The 15,809-nt window shown below is 66.5% G+C and carries 15 protein-coding genes; 4 read left to right on the top strand and 11 right to left on the bottom strand.

All coding sequences use genetic code 11. The features are described from left to right. Positions 1–28 precede the first annotated feature (28 nt). Both ACQUSQ_RS13915 and ACQUSQ_RS13920 read right to left on the bottom strand, forming a co-directional pair. Entirely contained in the window at positions 29–439 is a 411-nt protein-coding gene (locus ACQUSQ_RS13915; RefSeq protein WP_435069988.1) for a DUF371 domain-containing protein, read from the bottom strand. Positions 440–493: 54 nt separating this feature from the next. Further along, entirely contained in the window at positions 494–649 is a 156-nt protein-coding gene (locus ACQUSQ_RS13920) for a hypothetical protein (RefSeq protein WP_435069990.1), read from the bottom strand. A gap of 326 nt (positions 650–975) precedes the next feature. On the opposite strand from ACQUSQ_RS13920, the gene ACQUSQ_RS13925 reads away from it, so the two are divergent. The 3 genes from ACQUSQ_RS13925 (at position 976) to ACQUSQ_RS13935 (ending at position 4,165) form a co-directional block, all read left to right on the top strand. Further along, the gene (locus ACQUSQ_RS13925) at positions 976–1,899 is read left to right on the top strand and encodes a coiled-coil protein (RefSeq protein WP_435069991.1); all 924 of its coding nucleotides are present in this window, start codon (positions 976–978) and stop codon (positions 1,897–1,899) included. 97 nt (positions 1,900–1,996) lie between these two features. Continuing rightward, complete coding sequence (sppA, locus tag ACQUSQ_RS13930) at positions 1,997–2,992, top strand: signal peptide peptidase SppA (RefSeq protein WP_435069993.1); 996 nt, start codon at positions 1,997–1,999, stop codon at positions 2,990–2,992. A gap of 45 nt (positions 2,993–3,037) precedes the next feature. Beyond that, positions 3,038–4,165, top strand: a complete 1,128-nt coding sequence (locus ACQUSQ_RS13935; RefSeq protein WP_435069995.1) for a DUF373 family protein — start codon at positions 3,038–3,040, stop codon at positions 4,163–4,165. On the opposite strand, the gene ACQUSQ_RS13940 is transcribed toward ACQUSQ_RS13935, so the two are convergent. The 4 genes from ACQUSQ_RS13940 to ACQUSQ_RS13955 all read right to left on the bottom strand — a co-directional run bounded on the left by ACQUSQ_RS13940 (position 4,166) and on the right by ACQUSQ_RS13955 (position 8,960). After that, a complete protein-coding gene (locus tag ACQUSQ_RS13940; protein ID WP_435070045.1) occupies positions 4,166–4,948 on the bottom strand; it encodes an aldo/keto reductase in 783 nt (260 codons plus the stop codon). Positions 4,949–5,022: 74 nt separating this feature from the next. Further along, positions 5,023–6,261, bottom strand: a complete 1,239-nt coding sequence (locus tag ACQUSQ_RS13945; RefSeq protein WP_435069997.1) for a digeranylgeranylglycerophospholipid reductase — start codon at positions 6,259–6,261, stop codon at positions 5,023–5,025. Positions 6,262–6,336: 75 nt separating this feature from the next. After that, positions 6,337–7,200, bottom strand: coding sequence for a 2-oxoacid:ferredoxin oxidoreductase subunit beta (locus ACQUSQ_RS13950; protein WP_435069999.1), 864 nt, complete (start codon positions 7,198–7,200; stop codon positions 6,337–6,339). Then, positions 7,197–8,960 carry a 2-oxoacid:acceptor oxidoreductase subunit alpha gene (locus ACQUSQ_RS13955; RefSeq protein ID WP_435070001.1) on the bottom strand — a complete coding sequence of 588 codons (1,764 nt, stop codon included), beginning with the start codon at positions 8,958–8,960 and terminating at the stop codon, positions 7,197–7,199. The genes ACQUSQ_RS13950 and ACQUSQ_RS13955 overlap by 4 nt, the downstream gene beginning before the upstream one ends. A 191-nt stretch (positions 8,961–9,151) precedes the next feature. On the opposite strand from ACQUSQ_RS13955, the gene acs reads away from it, so the two are divergent. Then, a complete protein-coding gene (gene acs / locus ACQUSQ_RS13960; protein WP_435070002.1) occupies positions 9,152–11,143 on the top strand; it encodes an acetate--CoA ligase in 1,992 nt (663 codons plus the stop codon). Positions 11,144–11,147: 4 nt separating this feature from the next. On the opposite strand, the gene ACQUSQ_RS13965 is transcribed toward acs, so the two are convergent. The 5 genes from ACQUSQ_RS13965 to ACQUSQ_RS13985 all read right to left on the bottom strand — a co-directional run bounded on the left by ACQUSQ_RS13965 (position 11,148) and on the right by ACQUSQ_RS13985 (position 15,739). Next, on the bottom strand, positions 11,148–11,270 hold the full coding sequence (locus ACQUSQ_RS13965; protein WP_435070004.1) for a hypothetical protein: 123 nt from the start codon (positions 11,268–11,270) through the stop codon (positions 11,148–11,150). Next, positions 11,267–12,748: a sodium:solute symporter family transporter gene (locus ACQUSQ_RS13970; protein ID WP_435070005.1), complete on the bottom strand. Its 1,482-nt coding sequence runs from the start codon at positions 12,746–12,748 to the stop codon at positions 11,267–11,269. The genes ACQUSQ_RS13965 and ACQUSQ_RS13970 overlap by 4 nt, the downstream gene beginning before the upstream one ends. Positions 12,749–12,831: 83 nt before the next feature. After that, positions 12,832–13,587, bottom strand: coding sequence for a GNAT family N-acetyltransferase (locus ACQUSQ_RS13975; RefSeq protein WP_435070007.1), 756 nt, complete (start codon positions 13,585–13,587; stop codon positions 12,832–12,834). A 58-nt stretch (positions 13,588–13,645) separates the two neighbouring features. Next, positions 13,646–13,975, bottom strand: coding sequence for a 4Fe-4S dicluster domain-containing protein (locus ACQUSQ_RS13980; protein WP_435070008.1), 330 nt, complete (start codon positions 13,973–13,975; stop codon positions 13,646–13,648). Positions 13,976–14,029: 54 nt separating this feature from the next. Further along, complete coding sequence (locus ACQUSQ_RS13985; RefSeq protein WP_435070009.1) at positions 14,030–15,739, bottom strand: glutamate--tRNA ligase; 1,710 nt, start codon at positions 15,737–15,739, stop codon at positions 14,030–14,032. Positions 15,740–15,809: the final 70 nt, after the last annotated feature.

Genomic DNA, 15,809 nt, shown 5'->3' on the forward strand with positions numbered 1-15,809 from the left:
TGAGGCTGGGAGCATCAAAAGCGCGGCGTCACACGGTCAGCGTGCAGGTGAGCGTGCCGCCGGCGTCGAGGTCGGCGACGAGGTCACGGTCGAGGTCCGCGGCGGCGGCGTCGGCACCGACGGCGATGGTGCGGTCGTCGACGTAGGTGCTGGTCCGGACGACGGCGCTGCGGTCGCTCTCGAAGGTGAGGTCGGGGTGGCCGCGAGCCTGAACCGTCTGGCTCGCCGTCGCCGTTTCGAGCGTGAGCGTTATCGTCGCGTCGGGGTCGCGACAGGCGTCGACGAAGTCGGGGTCGAAGTCCGTCGGTGCGCGGTCGGCCTCGATGCCGACGATGCAGTCGCCGGCCGGTGTCAGCCAGTCGTCGGTCGTCAGTTCGAACGTGGTTTCGTGGGTCGCGGCGACGTGTTCGTGGCCGTGTGCCCGGATGACCTCTCGCATGGCTGGACCACGCTCCGGGACGCCGATAGCGGTGACGATTGTCCGTGGCCGCGTTCAGGACCGGGCGACGGTCACCGTCACCGCACCGCAGGCACACTCGTAGGCCCGGCGCTCGCCCGCCTCGGTCTGCAGCCGAAGCATGAGGGCGTCGTCGCCAAGCGGTCGGTCACAGCCGGCCGCCTCGCACGTGCTGGTGAGGTTTTCGAGCATACATCCACATAGTCGGTCAACCAACATGAAGCCGACCCATCCCCGGAGTGAAAGTGAAAGTGGCGAGCGAGACGGGCCGGGATTTATATACAAATCAGTATCGTTGTGAACGCTTCACACGGCAGTTATCCGGGGTCTTGGTACCGTTTCACAGCGGTTCGACCACCGAAGTACTTATGTGTGTGTCCGGTGTAGAAGTTAGTACCAACACGCCTTCGGCGTCTTGGCGGCATCGCACGCAGAATGATCGGAAATTCTTATACACGGCCGGTCGCAGCATCGATAGTCGCTAGTATCGCCGGAGCGGTGGTATCGAGGTTTCAACAATGGTAACAACAGAAGAAGTACTCGACGAATTCGACGTCGCCCCCCTCAAAGAGGAGAACAACGTCGACCTCACCGACGAACAGCTCGAAAACGACTCGAAGGGACAGCTCATCAAGCTCGCTGGCCAGCTCCGTGACCGACGGAACGAACTCAACCAGATGGCGTCCGAGCGGGCGTCCAAGCGAGACGACCTCAACGCGGAGACGCGCGAGAAGGTCGACGAGGCACAGGAGCACCGCGAACAGCGCGACGAGCTCAACGAGCAGGTCCAGGAACACAAAGAGAGTCGGAACGAGCTGAACGCGAAGGCAAACGAGCTCTTCGACGAAGTCGAGGAGATGAAGCAGGACCTCGAACTCGGCGACGGCAAGGACCTCGAAGAACTCGAGGAAGAAATCGAGCAGCTCGAATTTCGACAGCAGACCGAAGTGCTGAGCGCCGAGGACGAGCGCGAACTCATCGAGAAAATCGAGGACAAGCGCGAGGAGTATCAGCAGCGAAAGGAGAAGCTCGACGACGCCAGCGAACTCGACGAACTCGTTGAGGAAGCCGAGGAGGTCCGCTCCGAAGCGTCCCAGCACCACCAGAAGGTGACCGAGCTCGCGGACAAGGCCCAGGAACATCACAACCAGATGATAGAGGCCTACCGCGAGGCCGACGAGATTCGTGACAAGGCCGACGAGATGCACGAACTCTTCGTCGAGGCTCAGGAGGCCGCCGACCAGCATCACGAGGACTTCGTCCGCGTCCAGAAGCGCCTGCGCGAACTCGACAAGGAAGAGGAAGAAGAGCAGGAGGACGAGCGCGAAGCCGAGCGCGAGGCCGCCAAGGAGGAGGCCGAGGAAATCTACCAGAAGTTCAAGGAAGGCGAAACCCTCGACACCGAGGACCTGATGAAGCTCCAGAAGACGGGGCTTCTGTAAGCCGGCTCGCAAACAACGCTTTCTCACACGCCGTCGCGTCTCGACGTGCGTGTTTTTATACGGATTCGCCCCCCAGCGACGCGTATGGTGAGCCATCGTGAGCGAAACTGACGACTTCGGTCGATTCGCAGTCGTCGCCGGCGTCGGCGTTCTCGCCGCACTCGTCGGCTTCGTAGTTTTCGTCGTCGTTCCGGGGTCGCTCGCTGACCTCCTCGGCGTCCTCGTGACGGTCGGTGTCGTCGCCGTCGCGGGACGCGCCGCGACCGGCCTCGCGGATTCGGTGTTTCCCGACTACAACGTCGCCGAGGTGGCCGTCGAGGGACCCATCACCCGCGACGGGTCGACACCCGGGCCGATTCCCGGCGGCGCCATCGGCGTCGACGCCGACGACGTGGTCGAACAGATAGAGCGGGCCGACGACGACGACGCCGTCGACGCCCTGCTGGTGAAACTCGACACGCCCGGCGGACAGGTCGTCCCGAGCGACGACATCCGAAACGCCGCGGCGGCGTTCGACGGGCCGACCGTCGCCTACGCCACCGACACCTGCGCGAGCGGCGGCTACTGGATTGCGAGCGGGTGCGACGAACTCTGGGCGCGGCGCGCGAGCATCGTCGGGAGCATCGGCGTCATCGGCTCGCGGGTCAACGTCTCCGAACTCGCCGACGACCTCGGCATCTCCTACGAGCGGTTCGCGGCGGGCAAGTACAAGGACGCCGGGATGCCGCTGAAGGAACTCTCCGCCGACGAGCGCGAGTACCTGCAGGGGCTCATCGACGGCTTCTACGACGACTTCGTCGAGCGCGTCGCCGAGGGGCGGGACATGGACCCCGACGCGATTCGCGAGACGGAGGCCCGCGTGTTCCTCGGCGAGGACGCCCACGAGCGCGGCCTCGTCGACGACATCGGCGACCGAGATGACGTGACCGACCGCGTCGAGGACCGACTCGGCGAACCGGTGTCGGTCCGGGAGTTCGAGCCGGAGAAGGGGCTCACAGCCCGACTCCGCGGCGGGGCGACGGCCGTCGCCTACGCCGCGGGTGCGGGGGCGGCGAGTGTCCTGACTGACGACGAGTTCGACCTCCGATTCTGACCGTTCGTCGGGGAATATTTATTCCAGTAGATAGTTCTCAGGGTTGTGACCACGCTGGTCCTGTGTGTCGACCGCGCCGACGACATCGGCCGGACCGTCGGCGTGTCGATGCCAGTCGACGGGTGGGACGCGGTGCGCTCGCTGGTGACGGAAGTCGGCCTCGCCGACCCGGAGGATTCGACGGTCAACTGTCTCCTCGAAGGGCTTCGTATCACGCGTGACCTCCGCGCGGACGGCGAGTCGGCGGTCGTCGCCGCCGTCTCGGGCTCCGGCGACTCCGCCGTCGGCGCCGACCGCTCGGTCGCCGCCCAGATAGACACGCTCATCGAGCGCCACGACCCCGACTCGGCCATCATCGTCACCGACAGCGCCGAGGACGAACGGCTGGTGCCAATCGTCGAGAGTCGCCTCCCCGTCGACTCCGTCGACCGCGTCGTCGTCCGACAGGCCCGCGACATCGAGTCCACGTACTACCTCCTCAAGCAGTTTCTCGCCGACGAGGAACTCCGGTCGACCGTTCTGGTTCCCCTCGGCGTCGGATTGCTCCTCCTGCCCGCCCTGCTCGTTCGCTTCTCCGTCGGCGTCGCTCTCGCCGGCCTCGCCTCGTTGCTCGGCGCGGCGGTGCTCTACAAGGGCCTCGCTATCGACGTCTATCTCGCTCGCCTCCCCGACCAGATACAGGACGCCCTCTACTCGGGACAGGTGTCGGTCGTCACGTACGCCGTCGCGGGCGGCCTCGCGCTCGTCGGCCTGTTTCTCGGCGGCCTCGCCGTCTCCCCCGTCAGCGACGGCGTCGTCCTCGTTCCCGTCATGCAGTTTTTCTACAGCAGCATCCCGTGGCTGGCGCTGGCGGCGCTCACCGCGAGCGCCGGGCGCCTCCTCGACGAACTCATCGAAGCCGGGCACATCCCTCGCCCGTATCTCAACGTGCCGTTCGGCGTCATCGCACTCGGCCTCGTCGTCCGCGGCTTCGCGGGCTACTTCCTCGAACGCGAGAACGCCCTCCCGCACCTGCAGGTGGCGGGAGTTACCGTCCAGCCAACACAGCGACTCGCGGTGTTCGTGGTGTCGGCTATCGTCGTCTCGCTGGTCGGCGTTCGCGTGGCCGCAAAAGTCGCGTCGGACCATCCGGACGCGGTCGAAACCGACACCGAATCCGCCGACGGCTCCTGATTACCAGGGGGCGAAGTCGGGGTCGACCTGTCGGTCCCGTCGGTCGATGCCGTCGATAGTTGCGATGTCCTCGTCGTCGAGTTCGAGGGTTCGTGCCTCCCAGTTGTCGCGGATGTGGGCCTCGCTCGACGCCTTCGGAATCGGGGTGACGCCTTTCTCCAGTAGCCACGCGAGCGACACCTGCGCCTCGCTGGCGTCGTGTTTCTCGGCGACGTCCTGAATCTCGGGGACGTCGAACACCTCGCCGCGCGCGAGCGGTGAGTACGCCACCACTTCGACGCCGTCGTCGGCACAGGCCTCGCGGAGGTCGGCCTGTGGCAGGAGCGGGTGGCACTCGATTTGGTTCGCGAAGATGGGCGCCTCCGTCGCGTCGATGGCCGTCGCCACCTGCTCGGGTTCGAAGTTGCTGATGCCGATGCGCTCGATTAGCCCCCGGTCGTAGAGGTCGTCGAACGCCGCGAGCGTCTCCTCGGGGTCGTACTCGCCCGCCGGCCAGTGGACGTACAGCAGGTCGACGTAGTCCACGCCGAGTTTGTCGAGACTCTCCTCGGTCGAGGAGACGACGTCGTCGGCGGCGAGGTTGTCAATCCAGACCTTCGTCGCGAGGAAGATGTCTTCGCGCGGAACGTCCGATTGCGCGAGGCCGTCGCCCACGGACTCCTCGTTGTCGTACGCCTGCGCGGTGTCGATGTGGCGATACCCCATGTCCAGCGCCGTCGCGACGGCGTCTGCACACGCGTCCGGGTCGGTGTTCTGCCACGTTCCGAGACCGAGCGTCGGCATCTCGTCTATCGGGGACATGGACGAATCGAGGGCCGAGACGCCAAAAGGAGTTGTGGAACCACCGGTTCGTGCCGCTACGTGCTGGTCAGTCGCTCCTTCGCGAACTTCCCGAGCAGCGGCACGTCACGCAGATGGAGGAGACGGAGCATCGCGCTGACGTTGCCCGCGTTTGCCTTCGCCAGCATGTCGCTGTCGGCGTCCCGAAGGTCGGCCAGCAGTCGGTCGTAGCGCTCGTTGGGAGCGAGATAGAGCAACTCGGTCATCAGCAGGCGCTCGCGCATCCGGGGCGCGACTTCGCTGTGCCAGAGTTTGCTGTAGACCGACATCGCCTCGGCGGAGGTGTCCGGGTCCGCCTCCGTGAAACAGCGGTCGGCGGTGATGGCGGCCATCCGCCCCGACTTCATCCCCTTGTGGATACCCTCGCCCCACAGGGGGTCGATGGTGGGGACGGTGTCGCCGATGGCCATGAAGCTATCCGTACACAGTTTGCCGGGCATCTGGATGTGTGCCGAGCCGCGGTGTTGCTGCTTGCCGCTGATGCGCTCGGCGTCTGCAAAGCGCGGGTCGGTGTCCAGCCAGTCGTGGAGGTAGTCGTCGATGGCCGCGCCGTCGCGCCCGTACCGCTCGTGGCTCTCGTTCTGGATGTAACAGAGGCCGACCTTCGCGGTGTCGCCGCCGGTGTGGAATATCCACGCATAGCCGCCGGGGGCGTAGTCGTGGTCCAGTCGAAGCATCATCGCGTCGGTCAGGTCGGCGTAGTCCGGGTGGTCGATATCGACGCCGTCCATCTCCCACTCGATGCCGATGGCCTGCCGTTCACGCTCTAGGTCGCTGACGCCAAGTTCCTTCGCCAGCGGCGCCGCCGGGCCCGTGGCGTCGACGACGATGTCGGCGTAGGCCTCCTCGTCACCCGCGTAGCGGACGCCGACGATTTCCCCGTCCTCCATAATCGGGCCGTTGACGCGGGCGTCGAAGCGGTAAGTCGCACCCTCCTCGCGGCCCGCCCGGACCAGCCACTGTTTGAACTTGGCGAACTCGAGGACGGCACCCGGTTGGTGCTGGACGTAGTGGTTGTTCGGCGACTCCAACACCACGTCGTCGGTGTAGTTCATCACGACTTCGTCGGGCACGCCGAAGGAAGCCATCATGGAGGGGAAGGTTCCGGCGGTCGACTTGTTGCTCTGGCGGGGGAACTCGGCCTCCGCCTCGGCTTCGAGAACGAGGACATCGTACCCGCGTTGAGCGATGTCGCGGGCGCACTGAGCCCCGGCAGGCCCAGCGCCGGCGACGATGACGTCGAAACGGTCGGACATATCCACCGATACCGCGAGAGCGTAATCAGTCTTGCTAACCGCGGCCCGGGCGCGTCGGCGCGGGCCGACCCCGACTCAGTAGAACTCGCGGACGAGGTCGGTCGCGTCCTCGGGAGCGCCGTCCGGAATGTCGGTCATGTCGGCGTCGACGCCGTGACTCTCCTCGTAGGGCACCGAGTCCTCGTCGCGATAGAGGACGCCCTGATACTCCGTCCCGGGGTCGAGGATTCGGGAGCGGGCGTCCTCGTAGTCCGTCGGGTCGTGGTCCGTCTCCGCGAGGTCGACGATGGAGTCTCGGAAGTAGTCGTAAGTGTCGACGTCGTTGAACGTGACACAGGGGGAGAACACGTTGACGAAACCGAAGCCGTCGTGTTCGACCGCCTGCTTGACGAGTTCGGCGTGTCGCTGGGCGTCCGTCGAGAACGACTGAGCGATGAACGTGCCACTCGCCGCGAAAGCGAGTGCCAGCGGGTTGACCGGCGGTTGCTGTGGCCCCTCGGGCGTGGTCGAGGTTTCGAAGTCCTCGCGACTCGTCGGCGAGGCCTGCCCCTTCGTCAGCCCGTAGATGCGGTTGTCCATGACCACGTAGGTCATGTCGATGTTGCGGCGGACGGCGTGGATGAAGTGGCCGGCGCCAATCGAGTAGCCGTCGCCGTCGCCGCCGGCGACCATCACCTCGATGTCGGGGTTGGCGAGTTTGACGCCGGCGCCGACCGGGAGCGCGCGCCCGTGGACGCCGTGGAGCGCGTAGGAGCGCATGTACGTCCCGATTTTGCCGGAACAGCCGATGCCGGCGACCACGAACGTCTCGTCGGGGCTGTTGCCGGTTTCGGCGAGGGCTTTCATCATCCCGTTCATGGTGCCGAAGTCGCCGCATCCCGGACACCACGTCGGCTGTGCGTCGGATTTGAAGTCGGTGAATCGAACGTTTGAACTCATGCAGTGGCCTCCGTGTCGTCCGTCAGAATCGCCCCGATTCGCTCGGCGAGTTCGTCCGCCTTGAAGCGGACGCCGTCGTATTTGTTCAGACGCGTCACTCGTTCCAGCACGTCGTGTTCGACGAGGTCGGCGAACTGCCCGGTCGCGTTGCACTCGACGACGATGACCTCCTCGGCGGCGTCGACGGCGTCGGTCAGGTCGGGCCGCGGATAGACGTACGGCACCGAGAGGAACCGGACGTCGATGTCCGCCTCGTCGAGATACTCCATCGCCTCTCTCATCGCGCCCTCGTTCGACCCCCACGAGACGACGAGCGTGTCCGCGTCGGGGTCGCCGAACTCGCGTGCGTCGAACGGCTCACGAGATTTCGCCGTCTCGACCTTGCGGGCTCGCTTGTCGACCTGTTCGACGCGCATCCCCGTCTCCTCGGTCCGGCGCCCGAGTTCGTCGTGTTCGAGACCCGTGGACATGTGCACCCCGCCCTCGGTGCCGGGGAAGGCTCGCGGACTGATGCCGTCCTCGGTGATGGCGTGGGGTTTGAACCGCCCCTCCTCGTCCTGCCACTCGCCCACCGTCTCCTCGTCGACGACCTTTCCGCGCTCGATTTCGACGGCGTCCATGTCGAACTCCTCGGGCGGGTAGGTCTGTTCGGTGACCGCGAGCGAGAGGTCGGCGGTCAGGTACACCGGAATCTGGTACTTCTCCGCGAGGTTGAACGCCTCGACGGTCTTGTGGAAACACTCGGCGATGGTCGTCGGCGCGAGGACGAAGCGCGGCACTTCGCCGTGGCCGCCGTAGAGCATGGCGTTCAGGTCGCCCTGCTCCTGCTTGGTCGGCATCCCCGTCGACGGCCCCGAGCGCATCACGTTACAGATGACCAGCGGCGTCTCGCTGGTGGCGACCAGCCCGAACGTCTCGGTCATGAGGTCGATGCCGGGGCCGGAGGTGGCGGTCATCGACCGCGCGCCGGCGCGGGCCGCCCCCAACGCCATGTTGATGGCCGAGAGTTCGTCCTCGGCCTGCACGACGTGGCCGCCGTACTGCTCGATGCGCCCCGTGAGATACTCCATCACGTTCGTCGCGGGCGTGATTGGGTAGCCGGCGTAGAACCGACAGCCGCCGGCGATGGCGCCCATCCCGATTGCCTCGTCGCCGTTCAGGAGGACGTAGTTCTCGTCGGTACACTCCAAGTCGTAGCCAAAGGCCTCGTCGTAGTTGGCGTCGACGTACTCCCTCCCCTTCCGGGCGGCGGTCATGTTGTTCTCGACGATGGCAGACCCCTTGTCCCCGAACCGCTTTTCGAGCGCGCTGTTGAGGTTCTCGATGGGGAACTCACACACCGCACAGGCGACGCCGAGTGCGACGACGTTTCGCATGATGGCGCCGCCGGCGTCCTCGGCCAGACTCTTGAGGGGGACGTCGAGACCTATCATCTCGTCGGGAATCTCGACGTCGGCCATCGTCGTCCGGTCGCCGTCGTAGATGATGACGCTGTCCTCGTGGAGTTCGTCGAGGTTCTCGTCTATCGTCCGCGGCGTGAGTGCGATGAGCACGTCAAGCCGGTCGACGACGCTCTGTACCTGCGATACTGACGTGCGGACCTTGTACGCCGTGTACCCGCCGCGGATGCGCGACGCGAAGTCCTTTGACGTAAACACGTGCCGACCGGCCCTCGAAAGCGCCTGGGCGAAGATTTTTCCAGTGGAGTCGATGCCGTCGCCGGCCTCACCACCGATAGCCCAGTTGAAGTCCGCAGGCATGCTGTGGGATTTGATACCCCCGGACCAATCAAAAGCCTTCTGTATGGTTCGGGTTCCCGCAAATACCGACGGTCGTTCTCGTCCAGTTGGCCGTCTCTGCGACCCGAAAATCGACAGACACGACGGCTGACACGCCCTCGACCGCGGATGGCGTAGGTTTATCACGAATGATTGGAAACTCTACTGTGAGTATGTCCGACGACATCGAACTGGAGGCGCGCCTCGAAGAGCAGGCGGTGTTCGAGCCTTCCGACTCGTTCGTCGAGCAGGCGAACGTCTCGGACCCCGACATTTACGAGGAGTTCGAGGAGAACTGGCCCGAGTGCTGGCAGGCGGCGGCCGACCTCCTCGAGTGGGACGAATCGTACGACCAGGTGCTCGACGACTCGAACCCGCCGTTCTACGAGTGGTTCACCGACGGCAAACTGAACGCGTCGGCGAACTGTCTGGACCGCCACCTCGACGAGCGCGGGGATGAGGCGGCCATCGAGTGGGTCGGCGAACCCGTCGAGGAGGAGAACCGGACGTTCACCTACGAGGAACTCCATCGCGAGGTCAACGAGTGTGCGGCCGCGCTCCGTGACCTCGGCGTCGGCGAGGGCGACGTCGTGACGATGTACATGCCGATGATTCCCGAACTCCCCATCGCGATGCTGGCGTGTGCCCGCATCGGTGCCCCCCACAGCGTGGTGTTCGCGGGCTTCTCGGCCGACGCGCTCGCCACGCGGATGAACTCCGCCGACTCCGAGTATCTCGTCACCTGCGACGGCTACTACCGCCGCGGCGACCCCCTCGACCACCTCGAGAAGGCCAACGAGGGCCTGTCGGGCGTCGAACACGACGTCGAAGGCGTCGTCGTCGCCGAGCGACTCCGCGACGGCGACGGCTTCGGTCACGACTACGCGGACAACCAGCACACCTACGCCGACCTCATCGCGGACCACGAGGGCGCGACGGTCGACCCCGTTCAGCGCGACGCCGAGGACATGCTGTTCCTGATGTACACGTCGGGGACGACCGGCCAGCCCAAGGGCGTCAAACACACCACGGGTGGCTACCTCTCGTGGGCCGCTTGGACCAGTCAGGCCGTCCTCGACATCAAGCCCGAGGACACCTACTTCTGTTCTGCCGACATCGGCTGGATTACCGGCCACTCCTACATCGTCTACGGCCCGCTCACGCTCGGGACGACGACGATGATGTACGAGGGGACGCCGGACCACCCCGACCGCGACCGCCTCTGGGACATCATCGAGGAGTACGAGGCGACACAGCTCTACACCGCCCCGACCGCCATCCGGGCGTTCATGAAGTGGGGCGCGGAGTACCCCGACCAGCACGACCTGTCCAGCCTGCGACTGCTCGGCACCGTCGGCGAGCCAATCAACCCGCGGGCGTGGAAGTGGTACTACAAGCACATCGGTGACGAGGAGTGCCCCATCGTCGACACGTGGTGGCAGACCGAGACGGGCGGCATGATGGTCACCACCCTCCCCGGCGTCAAGGACATGAAGCCCGGCTCTGCCGGGCCGGCGCTCCCCGGTATCGACGCCGACGTCGTCGACACCAACGGCGACCCCGTCGGCGCCGGCCGCGCGGGCTATCTCACCGTCAACAAGCCGTGGCCCGGCATGCTCCGCACACTGTATAAGAACGACGAGCGCTACATCGAGGAGTACTGGGCCGAATACTCCGATACGGACAGCTCGGACCCCGAGGACTGGGTCTACTTCCCGGAGGACGGCGCGAAACTCGACGAGGACGGCTACATCACCGTCCTCGGCCGCGTCGACGACGTGCTCAACGTCTCCGGGCACCGACTCGGGACGATGGAAATCGAATCCGCCATCGTCGGCGTCGAGGGCGTCGCCGAGGCGGCCGTCGTCGGCGGCGACCACCCCGTCAAGGGAGAAGCCGTCTACGCCTACGTCATCACCGAGGACGGCTACGAGGAGAACGACGAACTCCGTGACCGCATCATCGCGGGCGTCGAAGACGCCATCGGCCCCATCGCCCGCCCCGAACGCGTCGTCTTCTCGCCGGACCTGCCGAAGACTCGCTCCGGGAAAATCATGCGTCGCCTGCTCGAAGACATCGCCAACGAGGCCGAACTCGGCGACACGTCGACGCTCCGCAACCCCGAAATCGTCGACGACATCCAGCAGAAGATTCGCGGCGACTAACGAGTCACCGGCCGTCCGTTTCGGCTTTTTCTCGCCACACCGCCAGCAGTTCGTAGCCGAACACCACGGCGACGAGCGCGAGCGACCCCCAGACCAAGATGGCGAACCCGACTGCCGAGAGCGTCATCGGCGCTCACCCCCGTCGTCGAGATTGCGGACCTCGTCGCCCAGTCGGTCGAGGTCGTATTCGCGGCCGCCGAGCCGAGCGGTCAGGACGGCGAGCAGGGTCGAGACGCTCGCCGCGCCGAGGAAGGCGTTGAAGTAGGAGGCCGGGGGGAGCGAGCCGAGGGGGAGGACACCCCGTGCCGGCGGGAAGAAGGCGAGGCCGACACAGAGGGCGACGGCGCTGGCGATGAGTGCGCCCCCGGACCACGCACGCGTTGAGTAGAGCCCGTGGAGGAGGGGGACGAACGTGGCCGCCGCGAGCAGGTCGGCGAGCAGGAACAGGGTGAGGACGGAGTAGCCCTGCGCGCCGACGACGATTGCGGCGGCGGCGACGACGACGGTCACCGCCCGCGCGGCGGTGGTGAGGTCGGCACCGGAGACGCCGGCCAGTCGCGGCAGGTCGACGGTGACGATGCTCGCGATGGCGTTGAACAGCGTGTCGGCGCTCGACACCACGAGCAGGACGGCGAGGACGGCGACGGCAATCACCGCCGGGTCGGGAAGCACCTCGGTCACGACGAGGAAAAAGGAGATGCTGGCGTCGCCGGGCGCCTCGACGAGGCCGAGGCCGACGGCGATGGGGCCGAAGACGCCCGCGAGAAAGACCATGGGGACGACGGCGACGGCGGCGACGAGGAAGGAGCGCCGGAGCGTCGCGGCGTCGCTGGCGGCGTACACCCGCTGCCACCACGCCTGATTCAGCATCTCGGCCCCGACGACGGCGACGACGACGTACGCGCCGAACTCCAACCCAGCCGCGGAAGTGAGGTTGAACAGTTCTGGCGACGTCTCGACGACGGTTGCGTGGGCGGCGTCGGTGCCACCCAGCGCCAGCAGAGTTACGACGACGCTCACGATGAGGAGCGGGAGGATGAGCAGCGTCTGGACGGTGTCGGTGACGATGCTCGCGCGCAGGCCGCCGTAGCCGGTGTACGCGAGGACGGTCACGCCGACGGCCGTCGCCGTCTGCCAGCCGGGGACGCCCGCGACGAGCGAGAGCGCACTCGCGATGCCCGTGAACTCGGCGGCGAGAAAGACGAACATGTAGGCGACGCTGACGAGGAGGACGTACCCGTACATCGCCGGCCCGTAGCGGGCGTGGGCGTACTCGGTGAGGCTGTGGCCCTCGGGCAGTCGGTCTCGAATCCGCGGGCCGACGACGGCGAAGGCGGCGAGGGCGAGCGCCGACCCCGCGGCGTAGCCGGCGATGGCGGTGACCCCGCCGAAGGCGGCGCCCGCCTCCGCCGGACTGAACAGAATCCACGCGCCCATGCTGGAGGCGACGAGCGTCGCCGTCAGCGTCCCGCCACCGGTCGAGTCGCGGGCGGTGATGTAGTCTTCGACCGTCTCGATACGACCGCGGGCGTACCACGCGCCGAGCGCCGCGAAGGCCAACAGGACGACGGCCAAGACGCCGGCGAGTGTCGTCGCCGTCACCACGCTTTCCCTCCGGTTTGGCTGTGTCGATGCATGCTCGTCGGTGGGAGACGAGCCGTGTAATAGCTTGTGTTATAACAGGGTAATCAGAGGTAGCTGGCGTCCCAGCGCGTCGGCTTGCGGCGGTTCTCGCAGTCGTTGCAGACGACCCGGCCCATGGTGTCCATCGAGATGCCGAAGCTATCGCAGTTGGCACAGAAGTAGCCGTAGCGCTCGGTCCGGTTCCGGTCGAGATAGACGGAGTAGAAGGGCCCGTCGGAGCCGCGAACGCTCTCGTCGAGGGCGATGTACACCTGTCGGCCGTCGGGAAGGGTCGCGGCCTCGGTGAGCACCTGTCGCCCGCCCGTCTCGGGGAACTTCGAGTAAAGCTTCTCGACGAAGGGCTCGCCGCCGATTTCGACGGTCCGCTCGCCGATGGCCTCGAACTGCTCGCGCTCGAAGAAGCCGGTGCCGGCCTCGTTAGCGGCGAGAACCCGCCCCTCGATGCGCGAGACGCCGTGGTCGAGGAGCCGGGTCTCCAGCGCGGCCAGCAGTTCGTCGCCGATGCCGCTCTCCCGGCTCTCCGGTTCGACGTGGAGCCAGTCTATTTCGCCGACGACCTCTCGCCGGTCGACGACGTAGCTCTGGGCGAAGCCGACGATTTCGTCGTCGGCGACGGCGACGAGAAACTCCGTGTTCGGGTCGTCCAAGTCGTCGGTGAGCGTCTCCGTGTCGTACCACCGCTCGACGGCCTGTGCGATGATGTCGTCTTTCAGTGCGTGTCCGTACGACGCGGCGAGGGACTCGTGAGCGACCGTCCGAATCCGGTCGATATCCGCCGCGGTGGCCTCGCGGATGTCCATGGTAGCTCGTTGCGTGGCCGAGCCTTAAATGGTCGCGATGGCCGCATCCGCCTCCGACTCAGACCCGGTTCTCGCGGCTGCCGTCGACGTCGATGGCGTCGACGGGACAGACGTCGACACAGAGCATACAGTCGATACACTGGTCCTCGTGGGTCGGGTGGGCCTTGATTTCGCTCTCGGGGTGGCCCGGCGTGTCCACCCACTCGAAGACGTCGACGGGGCAGTCTTCCAGACAGGCGCCGTCGGCGAGACAGATGTCGAAATCGACTGCGACGTGCGTGCCGTGGATGCCCTGCTTCTCGGGTGGCTCGACCGGCCCCCAGACGGCGACGCCGTCCTTCTCGTCGACTTTCTCTCGGTTCCGTTCGAAGTTCGGGTCGATGGCCATACAGAACAGTCCGCGCCGACGGGGGTTAAACTTCCGTCAGCCGGCGCTCGGCCGCTACTCGTGGGCGAAGTAGGCGACCGATTCGGCGTCGTCGTGAGCGTCGACGCGCGCGAACCCGACGCGCTCGAACTGCACCATCTCGTCGACGGCGGTGTCGGCGAAGCCGGGTTCGGCGACCCCCGTCACGTCGCCGTCCATCGTCCGCAGGCGAACGGAGACGCCGCGCTCGGCGGGCGCCCAGTGGACGACGGGGACGCCCTCCTCGCGGACGGCGTCGATGTCGTCGCCGACGTACGCCAACTCGCCGTCGGCGTGACGCACACAGCCGAAGCCCTTCAGCCAGACACGCTCGCCCTCGTCGGGCACGTCCGCGGGTTCGACGAGGACGGCGTCGTCGACGGGCACGTCCCGGCGGCCGCGCTCCTCGTGTTCGGGGTGGACCGGCGGGTGGCCGGCGTCGGGGCCGCCAGAGACGGGGAGTTCGACGCCGTCGCGGACGAAGAAGTAGCGGTCGGCGTCGTCGTCGATGAGGTCGCGGTTGGTGGAATAGACGGCGCTCATCGACAGTTCGACGTTGCTCGTCGAGGTGCCGAGTTCTATCATCGCGTCGACGATGGCCTCGCCGCGAATCCCGCGGCGGCGCAGGCTGGCGATGGTGGGCGCGCGCGGGTCGTCCCAGCCGTCGAGTTCGCCTGCGTCGATTAGCTCTTTGATGGTCGACGTCGAGAGTTTCACGTCGTACTCGTCGACCTGCACGTGGCCCCAGTGGACGACTTCCGGGTACTCCCAGTCGAAGTAGTCGTAGACGAAACGCTGGCGCTTCGCGGAGTCCTGCAGGTCGATGCCGCGGATGATGTGGGTGACGCCCGTTAGGTGGTCGTCGACGCCCGACTGGAAATCGAGCATGGGCCAGCAGCGATAGTCTTCGGCCTCGGGACGCGGGTGTGGGCGGTCTATCATCCGGAAGGCGACCCAGTCCCGGAGCGCGGGGTTCTTGTGCGTGATGTCGGTCCGCACTCGGAGGACCATCTCGCCCGCGGAGTAGTCGCCGTCGACCATCGCCTCGAACTCCTCGCGGGTCGTCTCGGCGTCTTTCTCGCGGTGGGGACACGCCTCGCCCGAGTTCTTCAGGTCGGAGAACTCACCCTGCGGGCACGAGCAGGTGTACGCCCCGCCGTAGTCGATGAGTTCGCGGGCGTGGTCGTAGTACGTTTCGAGGCGGTCGCTCGCGCGCAACACCTCGTCGGGCTCGAATCCGAGATACTCGATGGCGTCGAGGATGGCGTCGTAGGCGTCGAGGTCCGGCCGTTTCGTCTCGGGGTCGGTGTCGTCGAAGCGGCAGATGAACCGCCCGTCGTAGCGCTCCTTGTACGTCCCGATGACCGCGGGCATCCGAGCGTGACCGAGATGCCACGGACCGTTCGGGTTCGGCGCCGCCCGCATCACGACACCGTCGTCGACGTTCGGGAGGTCGGGCAAGGCGTGTTCGTCTTCCTCGTCTTCGGCTTCCAGTTCTTCGAGTTCCTCGGGGGCGAGTGCTTCGAGTCTCGCCCGGCGCTCGTCGGCCGAGAGGTCGTTCACCTCGCTGACGACGCCGGCGACGACGCCCGGAATCTCGTCCGAGTGCTCTCGGAACTCGGGATGCTCGCCCATCAGCGGGCCCATGACCGCGCCCACGTCGGCGTCGCTGTCGTATTTCACCGCATTGAGGAGCGCGTGCGTTCGCGCCGCGCGCTCGACGCGCTCGCGCAGTTCGGAATCCATTACGCGTCCGTTTCCGTCCGCGGGTAAAAACTGGCGTGGATTGGGGGCCGGGGGTAGGGGTACGGTCCAT

This window comes from Haloplanus sp. C73, assembly GCF_051195115.1.
Lineage (GTDB): Archaea > Halobacteriota > Halobacteria > Halobacteriales > Haloferacaceae > Haloplanus.